General features: G+C 63.1%; 19 protein-coding genes and 1 pseudogene. 8 read left to right on the top strand and 12 right to left on the bottom strand.

The genetic code is table 11. The features are described 5' to 3' along the window. Positions 1–169: 169 nt before the first annotated feature. The 3 genes from JQ629_RS01990 to JQ629_RS01980 all read left to right on the top strand — a co-directional run bounded on the left by JQ629_RS01990 (position 170) and on the right by JQ629_RS01980 (position 3,325). Positions 170–1,135, top strand: a complete 966-nt coding sequence (locus JQ629_RS01990) for a tripartite tricarboxylate transporter substrate binding protein (RefSeq protein ID WP_212410804.1) — start codon at positions 170–172, stop codon at positions 1,133–1,135. A 188-nt stretch (positions 1,136–1,323) separates the two neighbouring features. Beyond that, positions 1,324–1,809 carry a tripartite tricarboxylate transporter TctB family protein gene (locus tag JQ629_RS01985; RefSeq protein WP_212410802.1) on the top strand — a complete coding sequence of 162 codons (486 nt, stop codon included), beginning with the start codon at positions 1,324–1,326 and terminating at the stop codon, positions 1,807–1,809. 7 nt (positions 1,810–1,816) lie between these two features. Then, positions 1,817–3,325: a tripartite tricarboxylate transporter permease gene (locus JQ629_RS01980; RefSeq protein WP_212410800.1), complete on the top strand. Its 1,509-nt coding sequence runs from the start codon at positions 1,817–1,819 to the stop codon at positions 3,323–3,325. 167 nt (positions 3,326–3,492) lie between these two features. Here the strand turns inward: JQ629_RS01980 and JQ629_RS01975 are convergent, their stop codons facing one another. Together JQ629_RS01975 and JQ629_RS01970 are read right to left on the bottom strand one after the other, a co-directional pair. Further along, entirely contained in the window at positions 3,493–4,329 is an 837-nt protein-coding gene (locus JQ629_RS01975) for an IclR family transcriptional regulator (RefSeq protein WP_212410798.1), read from the bottom strand. Positions 4,330–4,493: 164 nt separating this feature from the next. Continuing rightward, positions 4,494–5,879 (bottom strand): M20 family metallopeptidase, encoded by a 1,386-nt coding sequence (locus JQ629_RS01970; protein ID WP_212410796.1) that lies wholly within the window; start codon positions 5,877–5,879, stop codon positions 4,494–4,496. A 184-nt stretch (positions 5,880–6,063) separates the two neighbouring features. Between JQ629_RS01970 and JQ629_RS01965 the strand changes: the two genes are divergently transcribed. Continuing rightward, positions 6,064–7,452, top strand: a complete 1,389-nt coding sequence (locus JQ629_RS01965; protein WP_212410794.1) for an LLM class flavin-dependent oxidoreductase — start codon at positions 6,064–6,066, stop codon at positions 7,450–7,452. Between the two features lie 89 nt (positions 7,453–7,541). Here the strand turns inward: JQ629_RS01965 and JQ629_RS01960 are convergent, their stop codons facing one another. From JQ629_RS01960 to JQ629_RS01950, 3 genes are all read right to left on the bottom strand, one after another. Then, positions 7,542–9,206 (bottom strand): thiamine pyrophosphate-binding protein, encoded by a 1,665-nt coding sequence (locus JQ629_RS01960; RefSeq protein WP_212410792.1) that lies wholly within the window; start codon positions 9,204–9,206, stop codon positions 7,542–7,544. Positions 9,207–9,320: 114 nt separating this feature from the next. Beyond that, entirely contained in the window at positions 9,321–9,836 is a 516-nt protein-coding gene (locus JQ629_RS01955; RefSeq protein WP_249134762.1) for a GFA family protein, read from the bottom strand. A 102-nt stretch (positions 9,837–9,938) separates the two neighbouring features. After that, positions 9,939–11,066: an alkene reductase gene (locus tag JQ629_RS01950; protein ID WP_212410790.1), complete on the bottom strand. Its 1,128-nt coding sequence runs from the start codon at positions 11,064–11,066 to the stop codon at positions 9,939–9,941. 137 nt (positions 11,067–11,203) lie between these two features. Between JQ629_RS01950 and JQ629_RS01945 the strand changes: the two genes are divergently transcribed. Next, positions 11,204–11,581, top strand: a complete 378-nt coding sequence (locus tag JQ629_RS01945) for a winged helix-turn-helix domain-containing protein (protein WP_212262959.1) — start codon at positions 11,204–11,206, stop codon at positions 11,579–11,581. Between the two features lie 152 nt (positions 11,582–11,733). Here JQ629_RS01945 and JQ629_RS01940 read toward each other — a convergent pair whose 3' ends face one another. After that, positions 11,734–13,230: an aldehyde dehydrogenase family protein gene (locus JQ629_RS01940; protein WP_212410788.1), complete on the bottom strand. Its 1,497-nt coding sequence runs from the start codon at positions 13,228–13,230 to the stop codon at positions 11,734–11,736. Positions 13,231–13,447: 217 nt separating this feature from the next. Between JQ629_RS01940 and JQ629_RS01935 the strand changes: the two genes are divergently transcribed. The 3 genes from JQ629_RS01935 (at position 13,448) to JQ629_RS01925 (ending at position 16,325) form a co-directional block, all read left to right on the top strand. Beyond that, a complete protein-coding gene (locus JQ629_RS01935) occupies positions 13,448–14,299 on the top strand; it encodes an SDR family NAD(P)-dependent oxidoreductase (protein ID WP_212410786.1) in 852 nt (283 codons plus the stop codon). A 995-nt stretch (positions 14,300–15,294) separates the two neighbouring features. Further along, positions 15,295–16,017 (top strand): DNA-3-methyladenine glycosylase I, encoded by a 723-nt coding sequence (locus JQ629_RS01930; protein ID WP_212410784.1) that lies wholly within the window; start codon positions 15,295–15,297, stop codon positions 16,015–16,017. 56 nt (positions 16,018–16,073) lie between these two features. Then, positions 16,074–16,325 (top strand): DUF3551 domain-containing protein, encoded by a 252-nt coding sequence (locus JQ629_RS01925; RefSeq protein WP_212410782.1) that lies wholly within the window; start codon positions 16,074–16,076, stop codon positions 16,323–16,325. Positions 16,326–16,564: 239 nt separating this feature from the next. Here JQ629_RS01925 and JQ629_RS01920 read toward each other — a convergent pair whose 3' ends face one another. The 6 genes and pseudogenes from JQ629_RS01920 to JQ629_RS36940 all read right to left on the bottom strand — a co-directional run. Further along, the gene (locus tag JQ629_RS01920) at positions 16,565–18,913 is read right to left on the bottom strand and encodes a mechanosensitive ion channel domain-containing protein (RefSeq protein WP_212410780.1); all 2,349 of its coding nucleotides are present in this window, start codon (positions 18,911–18,913) and stop codon (positions 16,565–16,567) included. A gap of 189 nt (positions 18,914–19,102) precedes the next feature. Continuing rightward, positions 19,103–19,294 carry a hypothetical protein gene (locus tag JQ629_RS01915; RefSeq protein ID WP_212390252.1) on the bottom strand — a complete coding sequence of 64 codons (192 nt, stop codon included), beginning with the start codon at positions 19,292–19,294 and terminating at the stop codon, positions 19,103–19,105. 4 nt (positions 19,295–19,298) lie between these two features. Beyond that, entirely contained in the window at positions 19,299–20,474 is a 1,176-nt protein-coding gene (locus tag JQ629_RS01910; RefSeq protein WP_212410778.1) for a PepSY-associated TM helix domain-containing protein, read from the bottom strand. Positions 20,475–20,541: 67 nt separating this feature from the next. Then, entirely contained in the window at positions 20,542–23,088 is a 2,547-nt protein-coding gene (locus JQ629_RS01905) for a TonB-dependent siderophore receptor (RefSeq protein ID WP_249134760.1), read from the bottom strand. Positions 23,089–23,153: 65 nt separating this feature from the next. Next, the gene (locus JQ629_RS01900; protein WP_212410776.1) at positions 23,154–24,086 is read right to left on the bottom strand and encodes a helix-turn-helix transcriptional regulator; all 933 of its coding nucleotides are present in this window, start codon (positions 24,084–24,086) and stop codon (positions 23,154–23,156) included. Between the two features lie 153 nt (positions 24,087–24,239). After that, a pseudogene (locus JQ629_RS36940) lies at positions 24,240–24,474 on the bottom strand (ABC transporter substrate-binding protein); the annotation flags it as partial. Positions 24,475–24,511: the final 37 nt, after the last annotated feature.

Raw genomic sequence — 24,511 nt, 5'->3', positions numbered from 1 at the left:
CGCTGCGACAGGCCAATTGTCGCAGATGTCGTTTCCAGCCAATTGTTGAGCTAATTGCGTACGTTAGCCCGCCAATACGCTTTTCTTCTCATGCGTTTTCAGGGAAGATTGCGCGCATGAAGAAAACAAGGAGGTCTCGTTGTCAAAGGGGCCGCAAGGGAGAGTTGAGATGTCGAGACCAAGCCGTTTGATGTTCGCTGTCGCCGCCGTCGGCATGATGATTTCCGCCGCCGCCGGCGCGCAGGAATATCCCACCAAGCCGATCACCCTGATCGTGCCGTGGCCGGCGGGCGGATCGACCGACCTCACGATGCGCGCCATCGCCGAAAGCGCCTCCAAAATTCTCGGCCAGCCAATCGCGATCGACAACAAGGCGGGCGGCGGTGGCACCGTCGGTCCGGCCACCATGGCGGCCGCCGCCAAGCCCGATGGCTACACCATCGCGCAGCTACCGATCACCGTGTTCCGTCTGCCGCTGATGCAGGAAGTGTCCTGGGATCCGTCCAAGGATTTCTCCTACATCATCCACCTCACCGGCTACACCTTCGGTGTCACCACCAATGCCGAGTCGCAGTTCAAGACCTGGAAGGACGTCGTCGACTTCGCCAAACAGAATCCCGGCAAGGTGACCTATGCGACCCCGGGCGCCGGAACGTCGCTGCATATCGGCATGGAGCAGATCGCGACGCTCGCCGGCATCAAACTGACGCAGGTGCCGTTCAAGGGCGGCGCGGAGACCAATGCCGCCGTGCTTGGCCAGCACACCATGCTGCAGGCGGATTCGACCGGATGGCGTCCGCTGGTCGACGCCGGCAAGTTGCGGCTGCTCATGGTGTGGACCTCGGCGCGCTCGCCGAACTTCCCCGACGTGCCGACGCTGAAGGAACTCGGCTATCCCATGGTCTATGACTCGCCGTTCGGAATCGCCGGACCGAAGGGCATGGACCCGAAGATCGTCGCCAAGCTGCACGACGCCTTCAAGAAGGCCATCGAGGACCCGGCCGTGATCGCAACGCTCGCGAAATACGACATGGTGCCGAATTACAAGAACACCGAGGACTACAAGAAGTTCGTCGTCGAGGTCACCAATTCCGAACGCAAGGTGATCGACTCGCTCGGGCTGGCGAAGAAGTAGAATCGTTCCCGCTGCAGGGATAATCGTCATCCTGAGGTGCTCGCCGCGCTTGCGGCGAGCCTCGAAGGATGGTTTCGGGCACCGTCGCCCTTCGAGGGCTTCGCTGCGCTACGCCACCTCTCGGGTGAACGCAATTGCGTTCATCCCGGGGGTGACGATACCAACAGCGCGTATCTGAAAGCACCAGCATGAGCAATAACGGCAACGTCAAATTCCGCTTCAACAATTCCGAATTGTGGGGTGGGGTGATCGGGCTCGGGCTCGGTCTTTTCGTCATCCGGTCCGGGCTCAAGCTGAAACTGGGCACCATCAACGATCCCGGCTCCGGCTACGTGCTATTCTACACCGGCATCCTGATGTGCCTGTTCGCGGCATCGATCATCATTGCGTCGCTCACCGAGGGCGGACCGACTTTCGGTTCGCGCTGGGAGAATGCGCGCTGGACCAAGCCGCTGATCGTTATCGCCTCCCTCACCGCATTTGCCTTCTCGCTCGATACGTTCGGCTTTCTGCTGTCGTCGATCCCGTTGATGGTGCTGCTGTTGCGGCTGATCGATCCGGTGCGCTGGTCGCTGGCGATCCCGATCGCCGTCATCGCCCCGCTCGGCATGTGGTGGATTCTGAAACGTCTGCTTTTGATCCAGCTGCCTTCGGGCATCTTTGAAATCGGTTGACCGCGAAATGGACACGCTCATCAATGTCGCGCACGGTTTCGGCATCGCTCTGTTGCCGGTCAACCTGGTCTATTGCTTCATCGGCGTCTTCATCGGCACGCTGGTCGGCGTGCTGCCCGGCATCGGACCGATCTCGGCGATGTCGCTGTTGCTGCCGGTCACGCTGTCGGGAACGCCGGAATCCGGCATCATCATGATGGCCGGTATCTACTACGGCTCGATGTATGGCGGGTCGACCACGTCGATCCTGGTCAACATCCCCGGGGAAGCGGCGTCCGTCGTCACCTGCATCGACGGCCACCAGATGGCGAAACAAGGCCGCGCCGGGCCGGCGCTCGGCATCTCAGCCTTCGGCTCCTTCATCGCCGGCACGTTTGCGCTGATCGCCTTGATGCTGGTGGCGCCGTCACTGGCCAGCGTCGCGATTGCGTTCGGGCCGGCTGACTATTTCAGCCTGATGGCGCTGGGCCTCGTGGTGCTGACCTTCCTCACGCAGGGATCGATGGCGAAGGCGCTGCTGATGGCCTGCATCGGCATCGTGCTTGGCCTGATCGGGCTGGACAGCATCACCGCCCAGCCGCGCCTGACTTTCGGCCGGATTGAATTGATCGACGGCATCGGCCTCGTTCCCGTGGTGATGGGCCTGTTCGGCGTCGCCGAGGTGCTGCTCAATACCGAGCAGATCATCAAGCGCGACATCATCAACGCCAAGATCACGCAGCTGTTTCCGAGCAAGGAAGACTGGAAGGCCAGTACCGGGCCGGTCGCACGCGGAACCATTCTCGGATTCTTCCTCGGCATCCTGCCGGGCGGCGGCGCTGTGATCTCGTCATTTGCGTCCTACGCGCTGGAGAAGCGGCTGTCGAAAACGCCGGAGCGTTTTGGCAATGGCGCGATCGAAGGCGTGGCGGGACCCGAAGCCGCCAACAATGCCGCTGCCGGCGGTGCCTTTATTCCGCTGATGACGCTGGGCATCCCGCCGAACGTGGTCATGGCGCTATTGCTAGGGGCGTTCGTGATCCACGGGCTGCAGCCCGGCCCGCTGCTGATCACCCAGAACCCGGGCCTGTTCTGGGGCATCGTCGCCAGCATGTATATCGGCAATGTGATGCTGCTGGTGCTCAACCTGCCGCTGATCGGGATGTGGGTTCAACTGCTGAAGCTGCCGTACAACATTCTGTTTCCGCTGATCGTCCTTTTCACGATCATCGGTGTCTATTGCTCCAGCAACAACGTGTTCGACGTCTACGTCATGATCGCGTTCGGCGTGATCGGCTATTTCATGCGCAAGCTCGGCTACGAGCCGGCGCCGCTGGTGCTGGCTTTCGTGCTCGGGCCGATGCTGGAGAACAACCTGCGCAAATCGCTGATCCTCTCCCAGGGCGACCTGATGACCTTCGTGACGCGGCCGATTTCGGCCACCTGCCTGGCGCTTGCGGTGGTGCTGCTGGTCGGACCGTTGCTGCCCTCGCTGCGCAAGAAGCGCGAGCTGGTCGCGCTGGATGAAGGGGTTTGATCGTGGCTTCATCCTTCGAGACGCCACGCTTGCGCGTGGCTCCTCAGGATGAGGTCTGACAGTTCAAGTGTTAGGCCCTCATAATGAGAATCACGGCAACGCCGCGCGTCTCGAGCCACGAGGCCACCGAATACGCCGCATTGGTCCCGACGCCCTGCAGAATTGCTCTAGCTCGGCTTGATCACCTTCAGCGCACCCGGCTTCGCCGGCTGCGCCATTGCCCGCGTCAGGATCAACGCTTCCTTCTTCAGCATCTCCGCAAGCTCGGTTTCGCGCCGCCTGATCCGGTCGCTGGAGGCGCCGACGCTCAGCGCCGCAATCACCTGCCCGGCATCGTCGCGGATCGGCACGCCGACCCCGCCCATGCCGGGAAGCGCGACGTCGATCTGCACGGTGTGGCCATGCTTGCGCGCCGCGACGATCCGCTCGCGCAGATACTTCGATGTGATACGCGGCGATTTCGCCAGCCGCGGCATGATGATTTCGATGATGGCGTCGATCTCGGCGTCCGGCAGCCACACCATCAGCGCAAGGCTGCCGGCTCCGACCCCGAGCGGCCGCCGGCTGCCGATCTGCAGGTAATTGGGCTGCAACGGATGACTGCCGACGGAACGCGCCAGATACAGCGCCTCGACGCCGCTGCGCACCGACAACAGCGCGGTATCGGCCGATCGCTCCGAAAGCCGCAGCAGGCTCGGCTGCGCCAGTTCGGCGATGTCGACAGTGCGGCGCGCGCTGACCGCCATCACCCGCGCCTCCTGGCCGAGTTCGTAGGTTTTTGCGCCGGTCACGCGGGTGACAAAGCCCTCCTCGATCAGCGAGCCGAGGATGCGCAGCGCCGTCGCCTTGTTCAGCGAGGTGACGTCGGCGATCTCGGTCAGCCGCAGCGGCGCGTTCTGCGCCAGCACGCGCAGGATCGCGCAGACTTTTTGGATGGCGTTGAAATTGGCCGGCTGCCCGACGACGGACAGCGATGGCTTCTTCTTAGGTGACGTCGCGTTCATGCCGCCCTTCCCCGCATCGCGCTCCCCTGATCCTAGAGAGCGCGGCGCGCGGGCGACAGAGCAATATTTCGCCTGACGATACGCTGAGCTAAATTTTATAGCGCGAAACGGCATTTTCGCGCCGCAGCATCGTTCTTATTCCGTCACGCGAACCATTGCCGGCATCACGGTTTAGGCGGCATCTCGCCGAGGTCCCAGAACAGGCCCGCCATGATGGCCAGAGCTTCCTCGGTGACCGGCAGGAGGATGTGTTCATCCGGTGCGTGCTGCGAGCAGCCGGGATAGGAATGCGGAATCCAGATCGTCGGCAGACCGAGCCCTTCGGCAAAGACGCCGTTGGGCAGCGAACCGCCGATATTCGGCAGAATCGCCGGCGCCTTTCCGGTGGTCTGCCGGATCGAGTTCGCCGCCCAGTTGACCCAGGGGCTATCCAAATCGGTACGCGACGCGCCAAACCTCTGCTGGCCGCTGACATCCACCATCGGAAAGCCGTTGGCGTGCAGATAGGTCCTGACAGCGTCGACCACCTTTTCGTATTCGGTGCCGACCACGAAGCGAAGCTGCAGCACGGCGCGAGCTACGCCCGGGATGGCGTTCGCCGGTTGCTCGATATTGCCCGATGACATCGCCAGCACTTCCAGCGTGTTCCAGGCATAGACCCGTTCGGCGGCCGACAGGCCATCCTCGCCCCAATTCTCGGAGACCTGCGGCTCATCCGCCGTGGGCTCGACCTCCACATCGGCAAGTGCTGCGCGGATCAGGTTCGAGATGCGCGGCGGCTTCATGATGTCGAGCTTCATCCGCCCCCTGTGATCGACCAGCGCGGCGATGGCGTTTGCCAGGATGGTCGCGGGGTTGGCGAGCAGGCCGCCCCAATTGCCGGAATGATTGCCGCCTTCGCGCAGGTTGACGTCGAGATGAATTCGCACGCCGCCGCGACAGCCAAGGAAGATGGTGGGACGATCCGCCGAAAGCCGCGGACCATCGGAAGCGAGCAACAGGTCGGCCTTAAGTTCCTGCTGCAGCGATTCGCAGACCTCAGCCAGGTCCGGCGAGCCGATCTCCTCGCTGGTCTCGATGATGAACTTGGCATTGAAGCCGAGCTTGCCGCCGCGGGCTTCGCGGACGGCGCGCAACGCCGCCATGTTGATGCTGTGCTGCCCCTTGTTGTCGGCGGTGCCGCGGCCGTAGACGCGATCGCCCTTGGTCGTGGTCTGCCACGGGTTGAGATTGTCGCGCCATTCACCGACCATGCCACCCACGACGTCGCCATGGCCGTAGGAGAGGACCGTCAACAACGACGGATCCTCGCGATAGTCCGCCAGCAGATACGGACCCTTGCCGATCGGCGAGTCGATCAGCCGGGTCGAAAACCCGAGTTCTTCGAAGGCCGGCTGCAGTCCTTCCACGAGATAGGCGCGCAAGGGATCGCCCGGCAACGGTTCCTGGCTCTGCGTAGGAAAACCGACCCTGCGGTTGAGCTCGGCGAGAAATTCGCCGGAGTGAAACTGCTGACGCACATTTTCAATCGCGTCGGCTCTCGTTGCCATGTCTTTTTCCTTTCGCGCTCGCGAACATATCACTCGTTAGTGTAGCCAGACAACTCATCTACTGGAAGTAGCACGAGTTGCGCCGAATAGGGCCTTGCTAACCCTCATGGAATGCAACAGTTTCCGCCAACAGCCCGGTACCCGACCCGGCGGCGTATCCGGGAATACCCAAGGTTCCACCATCATGAAGAAACAGATCCGGCTCAACGCCTTTGCCATGAACTGCGTGGCGCATCAATCGCCCGGGCTGTGGACCCATCCGCGCGACCGCACCCTTGACTATAACCGCCTGCCCTATTGGCTGGATCTCGCCAGGACGCTGGAGCGCGGGCGTTTCGACGGCTTGTTTCTCGCCGACGTGCTCGGCGTCTATGACGTGTTCGGCAATAGCCCCGACGCGGCGCTGCGCAACGCGACGCAGACCCCGGCGAACGAACCCCTGATGCTGATCCCGGCGATGGCGGCGGTGACGAAACATCTCGGCTTCGGCGTCACCAGCAACCTGTCGTTCGAGCCGCCCTATCCGTTCGCGCGGCGGATGTCGACGCTCGACCACCTCACCGAGGGACGGGTCGGCTGGAACGTGGTGACCGGCTATCTCGACAGCGCCGCGCGCGGCGCGGGCAAGGACAAGCAGACCGCGCATGACGACCGCTACGAGATCGCGGACGAATATATGGAGCTGGTCTACAAGCTCTGGGAAGGCAGTTGGGAAGACGCCGCCGTGCTGCGCGACCGCGCGCGCGGCATCTTCGCTGACCCTGCGAAGGTGCATCCCGTCTCGCATGAGGGCAATCACTACCGGCTCAACGCGATTCATCTGAGCGAGCCGTCGCCGCAGCGCACGCCGGTGCTGTACCAGGCCGGCACCTCGCCGCGCGGCCGGCAGTTCGCGGCCCGGCACGCCGAATGCGTGTTCATGTCGGGCCCGTCGGCCAAGATCATCGGACCGCGCGTCGCGGCGATCCGTGACCTGGCACGCGAGATCGGGCGCAACCCGGCCGAGATCCTGATGTTCAGCATGATGACGATCATCCTCGGGCGCACCGAGGCGGAGGCGAAGGCGAAATACGCCGATTATCGCAAGCACATCAATCCCGAGGGTGCGCTCGCGCTGATGTCGGGCTGGACCGGCGTCGATTTCTCCGGCTACGACCTCGACCAGCAGGTCCGCCACGTCCAGAACGACGCCGGCCGCACCGCGCTCGACAACGTCACCCGCGCCGATCCGGATCGGGTCTGGACCGTGCGCGAAGTCATCGAACATGTCGGCATCGGCGGCGCCGGACCCGTCGTGGTCGGCACGCCCGAGAAGGTCGCCGACGATATCGAGGCCTGGTTCGAGCAGACCGACGTCGACGGCCTCAACGTCGCCTTCGCGACCTCGCCCGGCGATTTCGAGGATATCGCCGACATGCTGGTGCCGGAATTGACGCGGCGCGGACGATACAAGAGCGCGTATGCCGAGGGCACGCTGCGCGAGAAGCTGTTCGGCGAGGGCCGCGCGAGGCTGACGGCGCAGCATCCGGCGAGCCAGTATCGGCCGGGTGTGCGGGTGACGGCGGCGGAGTAAATAACTGTCATTCCGGGGCGATGCGCAGCATCGAACCCGGAATCTCGAGATTCCGGGTTCGCGCTTCGCGCGCCCCGGAATGACAAGCGTCAATTCACCGAATTGCTCACCACCACCTCGATCAGCTTGGTGCCGGGGCGACCAATCGCCGACGACAGCACCGACTTCAACTGGCCTGGATCGGTGACGCGCATAGCTTCCAGCCCGAGTGATTTTGCGACGCCGGTGAAATCCACCGGTGGATCGACGAAGTCCATGCCGACATAATGATCGTCGCCATGGAAGGCGAGCAGGCGCTGCTTGATGATGCGGTAGCCGCCATTGTTGACGATCACGAAGGTCAGCGGCAGCTTGTGGTTCGCCGCGGTCCATAGCGACTGGATCGAATACATCGAGCTGCCGTCGCCGGAATAGCACACCACGGGGCGCTCCGGATTGGCGAGGCTGACGCCGACGGAGGCCGGCAGTCCCCAGCCGATGCCGCCCGAGGCCAGCGCGTGATAACCGTAGCGGTCGCGGTGCGGCCGCAGCGCCAGGATCTGCCGCGATGATGTCAGGCCTTCGTCAACCAGAATCGCATTGTCGGGCATCGCTTCGACCACTTGCAGCGCCAGCCAGTCCGGATCGATCGGCGATTTGGTACTGGCCTTCGATATCTGTTCGATCAGCGGTTTGCGCTTCGCGGTCCAGTTCTTTGAGGCCAGCGCGGCCACGCCCTGCTTGGCGCGCGTTTCGAGCGCGCCGCCACCGGCGGCCTTCAGCGCCGGCACCAACGCGCGCAGGGTTTCCTTCACATCGGCCTTGAGCGCGATCTCGGCGCTATAATTCTTGGCGAGGTCCCAGTCGACCAGACCGATCTGCACGATGCCAAGCCCATCGGGCAGCGGATCGACTTCGCTGTAGACCGACATCCGCAGCGGATCGGCGCCGAGCACGATCATCAGATCGTAGGGCGACAGCACCTCGCGAACCTGCTTTTGCAGGCGCGACAGCGCGCCCATGAAGCATGGGCTTTCGGACAGGAAGTGCGCGCCGTAGGGCGTCGAACACTGATAGGCCGGCGCGCCCAGCGCCTCCGCGAACTGCGCGGCTTCCTTGAGCGCGTCGCTCTTGACGATCTCGTCGCCGGTGATGATGACCGGCCGCTCGGCTTTGAGGATGCGCGCCACCAGCGCCCCGAGCGCTTCGTCCGATGGTTTGACGCGGGTGTCGACGCGGGTGGAGCGGCCGAGCTCAATGCCGGCTTCGGCGTTGAGGATGTCGCCGGGCAGCGAAATGAACACCGGCCCGGTCGGCGGCGTGGTTGCGATCTTGGCGGCGCGGCGCACGATGCGCGGCAGATCCTCCAGCCGCGTCACCTCGACCGCCCATTTCACCAAGGGCTCCGCCATCTGCACCAGTGGGCCATACAGCACCGGCTCCATCAGCCCGTGGCCCTGCTCCTGCTGGCCCGCGGTCAGGATCATCGGCGTGCCGGTGAAGGCCGCGTTGAACAGCGAGCCCATTGCATTGCCGAGGCCGGGCGCGACGTGGACGTTGCAGGCGACAAGCTTGCCCGAGGCGCGGCTGTAACCGTCGGCGATCGCGACCACCAGGCTCTCCTGCATCGCCATCACATAGGTGAGGTCAGGATGATCCTTCAGGGCGTGCATGATCGGCAGTTCGGTGGTGCCGGGATTGCCGAACAGATGCGTGATGCCCTCGTCCTTCAGCAGCGCGAGAAAGGCCGAGCGCCCGGTAATGCGATTCTTCATATTTCCTCCTGCCCGCGGCTCGTTGACCTTTCGGGATCAAGCCATCATGACGATCGGCAATGATGAGATCAAATGGAGCGCGGTCATGGCTGCATTGCGCGGGAGAGCGTGCGATCAGAACATCCCCTCGCGATCGCCGCGTTTCTTCTTTTTCGAGCGCTGCCAGACCACGCCGGGATAACCTTTCAGCGGCACCAGCGGCTCGCCGGTATAGGCCCATTCCTGCAGCTCCTCGATCGCGATGTGATAGAGCGGCTGGCGGCCGGTGCGGCCGGTGAACAGCGCGCGCGGGATGTTGACCATGTGCGGCGAACGCGGCCGCTCGTAGGCGATCGGCGTGCCGCAGCTGCTGCAGAAGCTGCGAGCGGTCTTGGTCGCCTCGTCTTCATAGCGCGTGATGGAGGTCTTGCCTTTGGTAATGCGGAAGCGCTTGCGCCAGCTTCCGACATAGGTCGCGTAGGCCGCGCCGTGCGCGCGGCGACTCGACGGCGTATGATCGTGCCAGGCCCAACGCGCCGGCACGTCGATCTCGAAGCAGACTTTTCCGCACAGGCATTGGCCGGCGGCGGGTTTGCCCACCGCCACCGGTTTTGTTTTCTTCTTTTCGGTTTCTTCGAGCTCGGGAAACATGCTCGGTCCTCACGTTTCGTCATTGCGAGCGGAGCGAAGCAATCCATTCTTTCTTTGTGGCTCCATGGATTGCTTCGCTTCGCTCGCAATGACGGTGAAGTGCTAAGCCTGCGCCAACTCGTCGTGCGCGGGGTAATCGGTGTAGCCGGCGACGTCGCCGCCATAGAAGGTCGCGCGGTTATAGGGCGTCAGCGGGAAGCCGCGTTGCAGGCGGCGCGGCAGATCCGGGTTGGAGATGAATATCCGCCCGAACGCGATCGCGTCGGCATGGCCGGCCGCGATCGCGGCGTCAGCGGTCTCGCCGCTGAAGCCGCCGGCCGTGATCAGCACGCCTTTCCAAATGGGGCGGAACAGCACCATCGCCGACGGCACGTTCTGATGGTTGACCTCGGCGCGGCCGGCGCCGCTGGAGCGCGGTTCGATGAAATGCAGATAGGCGAGCCCGAGCGGATTGAGCGATTGCACGACATGGCTATAGAGCGGCATCGGGTCGGGCTCGCCGCTGCCATTGGCGATGCCGTAGGGCGACAGCCGCAGGCCGACGCGGCTCGCGCCCCAGACCTCGACCACGGCCTCTGTCACTTCCATCAGGAAACGCGTGCGGTTTTCGATTCCGCCGCCATATTGATCGGTGCGCAGATTGGTATGCGACTGCAGGAACTGCTCGATCAGATAACCGTTGGCGCCATGGATCTCGACGCCGTCGAAGCCGGCGGCAAGCGCATTCTTCGCCGCCTGCCGGTAGGCATCGACCACATCAGGGATTTCGGATGACTCGAGCGCGCGCGGTGTCTCGTAGGTCACGGCCTTGCCGTCGGCCGTCCCGGTCTTCAGATCGGGCGGGATCGCAACCGCCGAGGGCGCCACCGGCAGCACGCCACCGGGTTGGAACGAGGAATGCGAAACGCGGCCGACATGCCAGAGCTGCAGGAAGATCACGCCACCCTTGGCGTGAACGGCATCGACGACCTTTCGCCAGCCGGCGATCTGCTGCTCGGTATAAATTCCGGGGACGCCGGGGCTGCCATACCCCGTCGCCATCACGGGCGAGGCCTCGGCAATCAGCAATCCGCCCGGCGTCGCGCGCTGGGCGTAATATTCCGCGTTCAGCGGCCGCGGCGCGAGGCTGGGCTTTTCCGCCCGCATCCGGGTCAGCGGCGCCAGGGCGAGACGATGTTTGAGCTGGTAGGGACCGATCTGCAGCGGGGAAAACAATGATGGGTAATTCATGCCGGTGTGGAACTCCAACTTCTCCGTATTCATACGAGTATGTAACCGGTTCCGCTTGCCCGTAAAAGACTGGAGCAGCTTTTGTTTTGAAAGCGAAGCGGTAGCCCGCTCGAACCGATGTAGTGAGCAAGCATTTCATGCCGAAATCGAGTGCCAAATCGCTTCCTTCGCTCAGCGTACGCATCGATCTGGATGCAAACGCTCGGATCGGGCCGGGCAAGATCCAGCTGCTGGAGAATATCCACACATGCGGCTCGATTTCGGCCGCCGGCCGCGCGATGGAGATGTCGTACAAGCGGGCATGGGATCTGGTCGACGAGATCAACCGCATCTGCCGGCAGGCCGCCGTCGAGCGGCAGACCGGCGGCAAGAACGGCGGCGGCGCGGTGCTGACGTCGTTCGGCATCTCGCTGGTCAAGCGCTACCGCAAGATCGAACGCAACGCCGCGAGCGCGGCGCGCAAGGAGTTGCAGGCGCTGCGCAGCGAGATCGGCCGGAAGAAGCGGGCGGGGTGAGCGACCGCCAGTTATTAAGTGGTCGTCCCGGCGAAGGCCGGGACCCATACGCCGTGACGCTCGTTGTTATAGAAGGCAACTAACGCCAGCACTCTCACCGATGGGCCGCGGAGTATGGGTCCCGGCCTTCGCCGGGACGACATAGACCTTCTTTAACCCGTCTTGATCCAGACCGCCTTGACGTTGAGATACTCCTCAAGGTGCTGCTTGCCTGACTCGCGGCCGTAGCCGCTCATCTTGTAGCCACCGAACGGCACCGCCGGATCCATCGCCTGGTAGCAATTGACCCAGACCGAGCCGGCGCGCAGCGATTTTGCAATTTGATGCGCCTTGCTGACATTGGTGGTCCAGACGCCGCTGCCCAATCCAAACGTGGTGGCGTTGGCGCGCGCGATCAGCTCGTCGGTGTCCTTGAAGGAGATCGCCGAAATCACCGGGCCGAAGATTTCCTCCTGCGCGATCCGCATATTGTCCTGCACATTGGCGAACACCGTCGGCGCCACGAAATAGCCCTTCGACAGCGCGCCTTCGGTCAGCGGCGTACCGCCGGTCAGCGCTTTGGCGCCCTCCTCCTGGCCGATCGAGAGATAGCTGGAGACGCGCTTCATCTGCTCCGCCGACACCAGCGGTCCGATCTGGGTATTGGGATCGAGGCCGTTGCCGACCTGCAGCTTCTTGCCGAATTCGGCGACGCGGCCGACGAACTCGTCATAGATCTTGTGCTCGACGAACAGCCGCGTGCCCGCGCTGCAGATCTGGCCGGAATTGGCGAACACCGCCATCGCCGCGCCCGGCACCGCCGCATCGAGATCAGCGTCGGCGAACACGATATCAGGCGACTTGCCGCCGAGCTCCAGCGACACGCGCTTGAGGTTGCCGGCGGAGGCCCTGACGATGGCTTGCCCTGTCACATGCGAGCCGGTGAAGGCGACCTTGTCGACGCCGGAATGCGAGGACAGTGCCGCGCCCGCGGTCTCGCCGTACCCAGGCACCACGTTGACGACGCCGGGCGGGATGCCGGCCTCCATGCAGAGTTCGGCCAGGCGCAGCGAGGTCAGCGGCGATTCCTCGGCCGGCTTCAGGATCACGGTGCAGCCGGTCGCGATCGCCGGACCGATCTTCCAGACGCTGGCGCTGAGCGGGCCGTTCCAGGGAATGATCGCGCCGACGACGCCGACCGGTTCCTTCAGCGTGTAGGAGAAGATGTCGCCGGGCAGCGAGTTCTCGATGGTCTCGCCATGCAGCGCGGTCGCCTGGCCCGCGTAATACCTGAGCATGCCGAGCACGCGCAGCCGGTTGCCGCGGGTGCGGCTGATCGGCGCGCCCATGTCGAGCGTATCGAGCTGCGACAGCTCCTCGAAATTCTTCTCGACGAGATCGGCGAGCTTCAGCAGCAGGTTCTGCCGCTCGAACGGCTTGACCTTGCTCCACGGACCCTCGAAGGCCCGCCGGGCCGCCGCCACCGCGCGATTGATGTCCTCGGCGTCGCCCTCGGCCACCGTGGCGAGCAGTTCGCCGGTCGCCGGGTTATGGGTCTCGAACTTCCTGCCGGAGGCCGCATCGACCCATTGGCCGTCGATCAGCATCTTCTTGTAGGAACCATCCGCATAGGGGTGGCGCGTGATCGGAATTGCCTGTGATACAGCCATGTATTTACTCCCTTGGATCGATAGCCGTTCTTGTGATGAAAATCGTTATATCCGGATAACTATAGCGTTGGGCACCGAACCGTAAAGCGGAACGAGCCTCCGGAAGCGGGACGGGAAATGAAGACCTGCCATGCCGGTTCGTACGTACCGATATTGTCCTGATGAAGATTTGCGCTGATAAGTAGTCTAACCCGATTTGTGTCCGGAGGAAGTCTGCATGCCCCACCCTGCCATGTCCACCAATCATGTCGCCGTGATCACCGGAGGCGCGTCCGGCATCGGGCTTGCGGCCGCGATGCGGTTCGCCGGCCTCGGCATGAAGGTTTGTATCGCCGATATCGGCGCCGCGCGGCTGGCGGAGGCTGCCACAAAACTGTCGTCTGTCGCCAAGGGTGGCGACGCCGATGTGATGACCGCCGAGGTCGATGTCAGCCGGTTTGAGGACGTCGCCAGGCTCGAAGCTGCGGTGCAGAAGCGGTTCGGCGGCACCGACATCCTGATGAACAATGCCGGCATCGGCCCCGACAGCAACAGCTTTGGGCCGCTGGAGAACTGGCAGCGCATTCTGAACGTCAACCTCTGGGGCATCATCCACGGCACCCAGGTTTTCGCGCCGCACATGATCGAACGCGGCCGGCCCGGGCTCATCATCAACACCGGCTCCAAGCAAGGTATTACGACGCCACCCGGCAATCCCGCTTACAATGTCTCCAAAGCCGGCGTGAAAGCGCTCACCGAGGCGCTGCAGCACGAGCTGCGTAACACCGATGGCTGCCAGATCAGCGCGCACCTGATGATCCCCGGTCACGTCTTCACCGCCCTCACCTCCCGCGGCCGCACCGAGAAACCTGATGGTGCCTGGACGCCCGAGCAAACCGTCGACTTCATGATTGAACGCATCGATGCCGGCGATTTCTACATCCTGTGCCCTGACAATGACGTGCCGCGGCAACTCGACGAACGGCGCATGCTGTGGGCCGCCGGCGACATCGTCGAAAACCGTCCGGCGCTGTCGCGCTGGCACAAGGATTATGCGGAAGCGTTTGCGCGGTTTGTGAAGGGGGAGTGATAGAACTCGGTGTCGTCCCGGCCTTGAGCCGGGACCCATACCGCGTGATCTCTCGATGAGGCTCGGTAACAGAGACCATTCGCAAAACTTCTTCCTGTGGTTATGGGTCCCGGCTCAAGGCCGGGACGACGGCGGTGTTTGTTGCTGCACCGTGGTCTAAACGCAGTTTCGCGATCTCGCGGCATGACTGCCCGAGCTTTGCCAGAAACTTCCCGCCCTCCAGTGAGAGGGCGCAGGGAAGACCGGGTGCGCGCTGCACCCGCGGTCCCGTGTGCGGTTTGCACTAAGTAGGCTGCACACGAGCATACAGGGCAGCGGAGAACACCCGGCCTTCCCTGCGCAATGGCTTTACGGCTTATGCCGTGCTCTCCCCGGAGACGAGTTCTTGGTTGACTCCGTCGCTGCCGTTTCCGCTTGCGCTTCTCCGACAGCTTGACGCCTGCAACGGGCGCCAGGACCACACGGTTTTGCCGTACGCTTAAATCCACGCCGTCGTCAGACGTGAACCAGCGTCCACCGCAACCCGTCCAACGTCCGTGACGACGGCCGACGCCCTTCTGAGTAGGACGGGATGGCGATAGATGCGCACTGATTTGGGTCGACCGACAACAGAAATATTTTTGATTTGCAGAATTTTTCTGCTTGACACGATTTCCGAAAACCGGAACTGATTTGCCCGTCGGGTTGTTTTGCCGCACCCCGCCGTCATTGCGAGCGCAGCGAAGCAATCCATTCCTCGGCTGGGCGCGCCATGGATTGCTTCGCTGCGCTCGCAATGACCAGGAGAGGACGGCATTCCAAATTTGGCTGTCATTCCGGGGCGATGCGTAGCATCGAGCCCGGAATCCATCGGGCGACAGAACGTACGGCTGGATGGATTCCGGGCTCGCGCTGCGCGCGCCCCGGAATGACGAAGGGTAGCACGGCGGACAGGTCGCTGTTTCGCGCTATAAGCAGGGAACGGCAGTTGAACCAGACAGCCGCAGGATTTCCGCATGACCATCCCGTTCAAGACCATTCGCGCGCGCGCCGAGAAGCGCAAGGGCGGACCGAAGGCGCTGCAGAAGCTGCTGCCGCCGAAGCCGGAGGCGAAGGCGCTCGCCAAAATGAGCGATGACCGCATTCTCGCCGAGATGACCAAGCGGGTGTTTTCGGCCGGCTTTGCCTGGAGCGTGATCGAGAACAAATGGCCCGGCTTCGAGAAGGCGTTTCTCGGCTTCAAGCCCGGGCCGCTGACGCTGCAGGCGGATGAATTCTGGGACGCGCTGATGAAGGACACGCGCATCGTGCGCAACGGAGCCAAGATCATGTCGGTGCGATCAAATGCGAGTTTCGTGCGCGAGATCGCCAAAGAACATGGCAGCTTCGGCAAATTTCTCTCGAACTGGCCCTCCTCCGACCAGATCGGACTGCTCGACCTGCTCGCCAAGCGCGGCAGCCGGCTCGGTGGCAACACCGGCCAGATGATGCTGCGCTTTCTCGGGTGGGACGGCTTCGTCACGTCAAAGGACATGGTGACGTGCCTGCGCGACGCCGGCCTCGATATCGCGGAGACGGTGACCTCGAAGCGCGACCTTGCCAAAGTGCAGGCGCAGTTCAACGCCTGGGCCGAGGAAACCGGGCTCGCTTACGTGCAGCTCTCACGCATCTGCGCGATGTCGGCGGGAGAGAATTACAGCAACGAGACGCTGGCGCGGTTTGTGGGTGGCGAGGAGTGAGGGCCTGATGTCGGGGCTCCCTCGATTGAGAACCGCGTGCAGAGAGGAACCCACCCGTGCGCATTCCAGCTATAATTGTCGTGGCCGTCGCAGCACTTTTGACCGCAGCGCCCGTTCGGGCGCAGACCTATGATCCGGCCTACCCGATCTGCATCCAGACCTACAGCCACAATGGCAGCGCCATCATATGCCGCTTTACCTCGCTGGCGCAGTGCGCCGCGACGGGCCGCGCCGCCCAGTGCATCACCAATCCTTATTATGGTGTGACGCAGGCGCCTGCGGGACGGCGACCGCGCGGGGCGTATTAGGGCGTCGATGGCTTTGGACTAAATCCGCGCAGACGTCATCCCCGGACGAACGCACTTGCGTTCGCTCGGGAGGTGCGAGCGCAGCGAGCCTCGAAGGATGGGACACGGGTTGTACTCATCCTTCGAGGCGCGCAAGAGCGCGCACCTACGGGTGAACGCAATTGCGTTCATCCCGGGGATGACGGCGACAGTGCAGGCGGATCGCTCTAACCTAAATACCCGAAATTTGATCGTCGCCATCAGCCCGCCGCGCGCCGCGGCATCTGCTCCGGCGCCACCTCGGAAGGCTGCGGGATCTGCATCAGGATGGTTTGTCCCGTGGAGGCGAGTTCGATTCCGGCGTCCTGGAATTTCTGTTTCATGCGCCGGTTGAACTCGCGCTGCACCGGCCAGCGCCCGCTGTCGGTGCAGCGGATCTGACCGACGATCGAGACCATCGAACCATCGACCTTGTCGATGCCCCACAATTCGAGATCGCCGCGGATCGCGTGGCGGTATGCGTCCTCGCGGCGCATTTCGCCGACGATGTCCTTGAGGATCTGTCCGGCACGGTCGGTGTCTTCCTTGTAGGATACATTGACACTGACGGACGCATTGCCGGCGCCGCGGCTCGAATTGGTGAGCGTCGTCACCGCGCTGAAGGGAACGATGTGCACCGAGCCGTCACCCGCCCGTAGCCTGATGGTGCGGATCGAGACATTCTCGACCGTCCCTGATAGCCCGGACACCGTGACGTTGTCGCCGACCTGGACGGTATTTTCCAGCAGCAGAAACAGCCCGGTGATGAGGTCCTGCACCAGCTTCTGCGAACCGAAGCCGATGGCGATGCCGACGATGCCGGCGCCGGCCAGCAGCGGCGCGACGTTGACGCCGATTTCGCTGAGCGTGGTCAGACCGACCACCGTGACGATCAGGCACAGCAGCGCCGTCCGCAACATCGGCTGGAACGTGCGCAGCCGCGCCGCGCGCGCGTAATGCCCCTCGCGCGACAGCGCATTGACCTGGCGATCCATCAGCGCGTTGGCGACCTCCCAGATCGCGGCGGCCGCAAGCGCGGCGATGCCGATCGTCACCACCGCCGACACCAGCCGGCTGCCGATTTGCCCGCCGTAGAACCATACGATGGCGTCGATGCCCCATACCTCGAGCAATGCGACGAAGCCCATAAAGGCGATGACCGAAGCGACGATCTTGCGCAACAGCGGCAGATAGCGATTGGCGCGGGTCTCCAGACCCGGAAAGCGCTGCAGAATTTCGGGGCGGATGCGGAAGCCGCGATCGATCAGGCTCAACACCACGATAATCGCGAGTCGTGCAATCAGGATGACGGCGATGCCGCCGACGAAATACTGCAACAACAGCGAATAGCCGTTGCGGATGTGCAGCGCCCACACCGTCCAGAGCGCAAGGTCGAGCGCGATTGCGGGATAGTGCCACACACCGGCAATGCGGTTGCGTATCTGGGCGGCCGCGCCCGTGCGACCGTTCGGCGCACGAATGGCGTCCGCGATCTGGCGGCGGCATTGCAGGATGATGACGACGATAAAGAGATGCACGACCAGCATCACGAGGCGCAGCAGTGCGGCATAGCCGCCGCGGCTCAGCCCGAGCAGCAGCGCCACGTTTGCAAAGGCGATGCCGGATACGCCGACGGCGACGATGCGCCGGACCCAGATCTCGATATAGGCTGCGGTCTCGGCACGGACCCGGAACAGGCCGTACGGCCCGGCCAGCGCGCGCGAGGCACAGATCAGCGCGCGCGACAGCGCATAGGCGTTGACGACCGCCTGGATGGCAAGCCGGACCGTCGGGCGGTCGCCGATCTCGGTACTCAGCAGCATTGTAGAAACGCCGACGAAGACCAGTACCGGCAGCAGTTCGAGCGCGAGCCGTCCCAGCACGAACGGCAACCTGATCAGCGACTGCCAGGCCCGCGCCAGGCTGAGACGCCGCCGGTGCAGCGCCGGCTCGACGGTGACGTCAGCGGCGGAGGATGGCGGATCGACCATTGCCAGCGTCTGCGCCGGCGCGCGCGCGGTTTGCGGCAGGCGCGCTTCCAACAGCGCCACCGGCCGCTTGATCAGGCGGAACACCAGCCATTCGGCGGCGAAAGCGCAGCCGAACACCAGCGCCAGTTTCCACGCGATGTCGAATATCTGGCCGTAAGCCGCGGGATCGTTGACGGTTCGCAGGAACCAATAATAGAACGCCGGAAAATGCGTTATCGAGCGCACCAGATGCGTAACTTCGCCCGATATCTCGCCGACCTGTTCGGAGACCGTCAGCAGCAGTTGCGCGCCAAGGCTGTCAGCGGTGAGCGGGATGGCCGGCTTCGCTTCGGGCGTGGGCTCGGCGGCCTGCGGCGATGAAGACGCACCCGCGATCGCCCGCAGCGTATCGATCATTTGCGCGCGCTTCTTGTCGTCCTGCAATGTCTCCAGCGCCCGCTTCGCCTGATCCGGCGTCAGTGCATTGGCGTTGTTGGTTGCCGGCGCAGCGGCGGCCGGCGCCGCATTGGTCTGCGCCAACGCGGGGAACGCAAACAGCGCACAAGCGAGCAGCAGCGAGGGCAGGAATTTGTGCGACATCGAGGCCCCTTTTAAAATGCACACGACGGCAAAACCGGAACCGGTTTGCCGCCGCGCCAGCGTCATGTCGGAGAGCCCCTTTTCGCCGCCATCATGTGTCGGAAGTTTGCCATGGAGACGACTTTCTCTTGGCAATTTGTCTTAGGCGGATTTCCTGGCAGTTGCGGCGTCACACAAATGTCGCAGCAATTAATCGCGCGACGTCGCCTGTCTGCGGATGGTGAAGAAAAAATACAGCAGGACCGGCAAGGACAGCGAACTCCACGACAGGCCGTCCCACCAGCCGTCACCGACGAGGGCAGCGACCAGGCCCACGGTGGAGAGGATGCCGATCAAAATCGGCAGCGCAAAGATTTGCCGCAGGTTGCGATGATTTCTCAAGCGATCACCGGGACAGCACGGGCGTATCGAGGGCGGACCCCTGCGCGATGGCCCGATCGACGCTGGCGCCGGTCTTGCGCCGGCGCAGCCAGAGATAGACGCCGGTTCCCAACACCATGATCGTCAGCACGTCGAGCAGCGCCCAGAGGATCTTCAGCGGCATGCCACCATAGTCGCCAAAATGCAGCGGCTGCGAAATGAACAGCGTCGTGACGTACCAGGGCATGTCGCGGCTGTCGGTCAGCTTGCCGGTTTCCGCATCGATCAAGGCCGGCTTGAGCAGGCGCGAGGTCACCGGCGTGTCGCCCTTCAGGAAGACGGCATAGTGGCTCTTGCTGCTGAACAGCGTTCCGGGGAAGGCGACAAAGCTCGGCGTCATGCCCGGCACCGCGTCCGTCGCGACGGTCACAGCCGATTGCAGCGAGGTCAGCCTGGTGGGCGGCGCGCGATCGCGGTATTGCGACGTCATCTCGGCGAGTTGGCCGTACTGCCACATCTTCAGGACAAGGTCGGCCCAGGTGTTGATCACGCCGGTGAAGCCGACCACCAGCGTCCACATCACAAGCAGAATGCCCGCCAGATTATGGATGTCGAGCCAGCGCACGATGCGCGGGCGCTGGCTGCGGTAGGTGCCGAAGTCCAGCTTCCGCATCGACGGCGCATAGACCACGATGCCCGAGATGATCGCGACACAGAACAGGATCCCCATCAGGCCAAGGAACAGCTTGCCCGGCAGACCCGCAAACATGTCGGTGTGCAGCTTCAGCATGATGTAGGTGAAGCGGCCGGTGACGTCGGGCGAATCGAGATAGGCGCCGGTGTGCGAATCCATCCGGACGAAGCGATTGTTGGTCGGGTCTGACGTAAGGGACTCGCCGACGCTGACGAACATCGCGTTGGGATCGTCGCGGTCCCAGATCAGGAAATGCGGCACCGGCATCGGTGGATTTTTGGGCGCATTCGCCATCGCGTTGGCGAGCAGCTTGTCCAGATCGGCGAACGGCGTGCCGGGCGCGACCTCGGCCGGCTTCACCTCGCTGTGCAGGAGCTCGTCGATCTCATGATGAAAGATCAGCGGCAGGCCGGTGATGCACAGCATCAGCATGAAAATCGTGCAGATAAGGCTCGTCCATTTATGGACGGCGCCCCATCTGCGAAGGGATCGTGTCGCCGGCGTCAATTGACTCTTCCTCCGTCCCGATAGGATGCCGGTGCCATTCACACCTCCGGCATCCCGACATCCGAGCTCAATACTTCGTCACAAGCGCCGGCGGCTTTGCGGTTTCGCCCCAGCGATAGGTCAGTGTCGCGAGGACGGTGCGGGGCTGACCCAGCGCGCAGAAAGCAAGGCCGGTGAAGCAATTCGTCACGTGATATTTGTCGGTGATGTTGATGGCGTTGACCCGCAGATGAAGACCACGCCAATCACGGTTCAGATAGCTGAAGTCGTACGTCAGCACCGCATCGAACAGTGTATAGCCGGGGACCCTGATCAGGTTGGCGTCGTCGCCGAACAAGCTCCCCGTGTATCGGACGCCCCCTCCCAAGCCAAGGCCGGCGACCGGTCCCCCGGTAAACTTGTAGAGACCCCACAGGAATGCGCTATCGCGATTCACGCTCGCAACATCTTTGCCGATGATGGCAGGATTCACGTGATCCTCCACGATCGGTATGAGATGGGAACCGCCGGCAATGATGTCGAAATTGTCAGTGACGCTCGCGCGGAAGTCGGCTTCCACCCCCTTGACGCGGATTCCGCCAACCTGGAACGGAACAAATGTCGGCGTGTTCACCACGACATTCTTCTGGGTCATGTCAAAGATCGCAGCCGTGAACAGCATGCTGGTGCCGGGTGGGGCGTACTTGATGCCCGCCTCTATACCCTCCCCCGTCGTGGGCTTGAAGGGTTGTCCCGTTGCCGAAACAAGCGACAACCCTGCGACCGGCTCGAACGACGTGGAATAGCTGATGTAGGGAGCCAGGCCGATATCGAACACGTAGTTGAGACCAACCCTTCCGGTGAACGCGGAATCATCCTGCGGGACAATCACGTTTGCCAGCCTGTTGGTTGTCTCGGCAGTCGCACGGTCATGCCGTCCCGTCAGCACCAGATTCCAGCGATCCAGCTTGATCTGGTCCTGAATGTAGATGCCCATCTGGTCCTTGCTTGTCGACGTGTTGATGAACGGGATCAGCCCGGCCTTGGTCGGCAGCGGCGTCGCGTTATAGACCGGATTGTAGACATCGATCGGGAAGCCGGGGAAGGTCCCGCGGTAGTCCGTATCGATCGAGGTTTTCTGGTAGTCCAGGCCGGCCAATACCTTGTGACGCAGCCAGCCCGTGTTGAAGTCCGCCTGCAGTTGGTTGTCGATCGCGAAATTCTTCGTGCTGCCGCCAACAAAATTCGCATCGCGCAACGTGATGCGTTGCGCCGGATCGAAAGCACCCGCGCAGGCGGGATGGCCGCCCGCCACAGGGCAAAGCGTCCCGGCATTGCGCATCGAAAACATATCAATATCGACCGACGCCACCCGCATGTTCTGGCGGAACTCGAGGGCCTCATTGAAGCGATGCTTGAACTCGTAGCCGATCATGGCCTGGTCGTACCCGATCCGGTCGAACGCCGGTTCGCCGGTGTACCTACTGACGGGAATTCGACCGTTGGGGTTGGCGAGGAGCGTACCATATGCCGGCAGGTATTGATGGACCTGGCCGTTAAGGCGGTCGCGCTGCGCGCTGGCCAGCACTGTGAGGCTGGTGTCGGTGGTCGGCTGCCACGTGAAGCTCGGCGCTATGAAATAGCGCTGCTCCTTGTTCATGTCGACAAACGTGTCGCTTTCGCGCGCCAGCCCGACGACGCGATAGAGAAATTCGCGATTCTTGTCGATCGGACCGGAGACATCGAAGGCCCCCTGAATCCGATTAAAGCTGCCTGTCTGTGCCTCTACCTCGCCGCGCTGCTCAGTGGTCGGGCGCTTGCTGACCATGTTGAGAATGCCGCCGGGAGACGCCTGGCCGTAAATGCCCGAGGCGGGTCCTTTGAGAATCTCGATTCGTTCGAGCCCGTACGGCTCTGTCCTCGGCTGAGCAAATTGAATTGTCGTATCGTAAGGCAGGCGTAGGCCGTCAAGATAACGCGGTGCGATAAAGCCACGGACCCTGACCTCGGTGTCGAACACGGACCCCGCGCCGTACAAACCGCCCTGCGTCCCCGACGTATACCGAATGGCCTCTGCGACGCTCTGCGCGCCCTGTTGCTCGATCTGCTGCCTGGGTATGACGTTGATCGATTGCGGCGTTTCGAGAATCGGCGTGTCGGTTTTGGTTCCGGTTGCGCTCTGCCGCGCGACAATCCCATTCACCGGGCCGTTGGCGCGTTCTCTCGCGGGGCCGCCACCGGCGTTCTGTTCCACCACCTGCTGCCGGGCGGGTGCCGCGACCTGCCTGGTCGCGCGTTGCGACCTTGCGGCCCTTCTCGCCGGCTGGGTTGGACGCGCCGCTTGCGGCTTCGGTGCATCGACGGTGACGGGCGGCAAGGTTTGGCCGGACTGCGCGTGAACCGGCCCGATCTGCATGGCCAACCCGAATACGGTTACACAGAAAAACGCCTTGGATGCCACGCCCCACACCGACGGCTTAACAGAATCACGCATGATCACATCCCCGTTATCCAATCCCCATTCACGAGAGATCAGATTTGATTTTTGGGCGCCTTTGCGTTTGCGCAAAAAACCTTTGATCGTGCGTCGACACTCTCCAAGTTCCACGCTGGAACACGCCGCCCGGTCACGCATCGGCGCAGCATGATGTCGCCCGCCGCCACGCAGGCGGCCGGCTCCCCACTTGGAATGCGGTGATGTCAGGACAATCCGTCGCGCTGGCAGCTGCTCGGCACGTAGCCAAAATGCCGGCGGAACGCCGTGGAAAAATTCGCCGGGTTGGCATAGCCCACGGCATAGGCCGCCTCGGTGACCGACAATCCCTGATGCAGCAAGGCTTCGCGCGCCGATTTCAGCCGGCTGGTTCGAAGATATTCCGATGCGCTGACGCCATAGACCCGATGAAATTGCGCGGTGAACGAGCGGCGGCTGACACCGGCGTGCCTTGCCAGCTCGGCAATCGTCCAGGGATGCCGCAGATCGGATTCGATCAGTTCCCTGACCGCCTGCAGGCGTAAACGCTTATGGTCGGATACGAGACTGACGCCCTCGTTGCCGCGCAGCGCCAGCATGGCTCGGGCCAGCATCTCGGTCGCATGCGCCGACAGCAGCAGCTCGGCGGTCCGGCCGTCGGCCACCGGGGAAATCATCTCCATGGCGATCGCCTTGATCCGGGGCGACGCCTTCAGCGAAGCGACGAAGACGTTTTGATCCCTTGTGTCGAACAGTCCGATGAATTCCTCCATCAACCCGAGCCGCTCCAGGGACGCGACGGGAAAGGCGACGCCGGCCGCCTGCATGTGCGCGCCGCGCGGCGCATCGCCGTCCCACAGGGTCGGCTCTCTGAGCGCCATGACCACGATGGAAGCATCCGAATAGTTGATCCGGGTGGCGCCCTTGCGCGCCCGGCCGCTCCCTGCCCCCTTGAGTATCACGGAGACAAAAAGCCCTGCCTTGATGACACCTTCAGTGCGAATTCGGGTGCCCAGCACCGTATTGTTGCGCTGGAAAAGGCAGCCCGGCGTCTCCAGCCATTGCGTGCGGCTGGCAAAATCTTCCACGATCGACCTGTCATTGTCATCGGGATCGACGATGCGGAACTGCTCGAAAATGTGGTCGTAGATATGCGACATCAACGCGGTTCGGAAGCGTTCATGCGGCCACTATGCAATCCACGCATTTCGCCCTCAAGGCCGATAGCGCCCATCCAGTTTAGAAGCGTTTGAAAATGGAATCGTTTTAATCAGCTTGCGATGATCGCGTGCACAGCCAGCGCGCGTCCGTCCCTCCGACTTGTCGACATTCCAGAACACCGGCGTCGCCGGGCCGTCGAGGACGCCGGACGGCGATTTGCGCCACGCAGCCGTCACGAGATACTGCCCGAGCGGAATATGGATCACCCGATCATAGACTTCGGTCTGGATCGCGGCCGCGATCTTCCTCAGCTCCTCGGGCGAGGACGTGCGCGCGAATGCCTCGGCATCGCCCTACCTTGTTGTTTTCCGGCCAGCCGAACCAGCCGCACACTGACGCGGCGTCAATGCCCAAAATCTGACCT

It is taken from the genome of Bradyrhizobium sp. AUGA SZCCT0222 (genome assembly GCF_018130205.1).
Taxonomy (GTDB): domain Bacteria; phylum Pseudomonadota; class Alphaproteobacteria; order Rhizobiales; family Xanthobacteraceae; genus Bradyrhizobium.
The sequence above is the reverse complement of the archived record's forward strand: the minus strand, read 5'-3'. Positions and strand labels throughout refer to the sequence as shown.

Coding starts and splice junctions, on each gene's coding strand:
- JQ629_RS01905 (WP_249134760.1), bottom strand. CDS start 23,088: ATGCGTGACCGGGCGGCGTGTTCCAGCGTGGAACTTGGAGAGTGTCGA.
- JQ629_RS01985 (WP_212410802.1), top strand. CDS start 1,324: ATGAGCAATAACGGCAACGTCAAATTCCGCTTCAACAATTCCGAATTG.
- JQ629_RS01930 (WP_212410784.1), top strand. CDS start 15,295: ATGACCATCCCGTTCAAGACCATTCGCGCGCGCGCCGAGAAGCGCAAG.
- JQ629_RS01965 (WP_212410794.1), top strand. CDS start 6,064: ATGAAGAAACAGATCCGGCTCAACGCCTTTGCCATGAACTGCGTGGCG.
- JQ629_RS01990 (WP_212410804.1), top strand. CDS start 170: ATGTCGAGACCAAGCCGTTTGATGTTCGCTGTCGCCGCCGTCGGCATG.
- JQ629_RS01950 (WP_212410790.1), bottom strand. CDS start 11,066: ATGAATTACCCATCATTGTTTTCCCCGCTGCAGATCGGTCCCTACCAG.
- JQ629_RS01945 (WP_212262959.1), top strand. CDS start 11,204: ATGCCGAAATCGAGTGCCAAATCGCTTCCTTCGCTCAGCGTACGCATC.
- JQ629_RS01955 (WP_249134762.1), bottom strand. CDS start 9,836: ATGTTTCCCGAGCTCGAAGAAACCGAAAAGAAGAAAACAAAACCGGTG.
- JQ629_RS01980 (WP_212410800.1), top strand. CDS start 1,817: ATGGACACGCTCATCAATGTCGCGCACGGTTTCGGCATCGCTCTGTTG.
- JQ629_RS01900 (WP_212410776.1), bottom strand. CDS start 24,086: ATGTCGCATATCTACGACCACATTTTCGAGCAGTTCCGCATCGTCGAT.
- JQ629_RS01940 (WP_212410788.1), bottom strand. CDS start 13,230: ATGGCTGTATCACAGGCAATTCCGATCACGCGCCACCCCTATGCGGAT.
- JQ629_RS01960 (WP_212410792.1), bottom strand. CDS start 9,206: ATGAAGAATCGCATTACCGGGCGCTCGGCCTTTCTCGCGCTGCTGAAG.
- JQ629_RS01935 (WP_212410786.1), top strand. CDS start 13,448: ATGCCCCACCCTGCCATGTCCACCAATCATGTCGCCGTGATCACCGGA.
- JQ629_RS01975 (WP_212410798.1), bottom strand. CDS start 4,329: ATGAACGCGACGTCACCTAAGAAGAAGCCATCGCTGTCCGTCGTCGGG.
- JQ629_RS01920 (WP_212410780.1), bottom strand. CDS start 18,913: ATGTCGCACAAATTCCTGCCCTCGCTGCTGCTCGCTTGTGCGCTGTTT.
- JQ629_RS01970 (WP_212410796.1), bottom strand. CDS start 5,879: ATGGCAACGAGAGCCGACGCGATTGAAAATGTGCGTCAGCAGTTTCAC.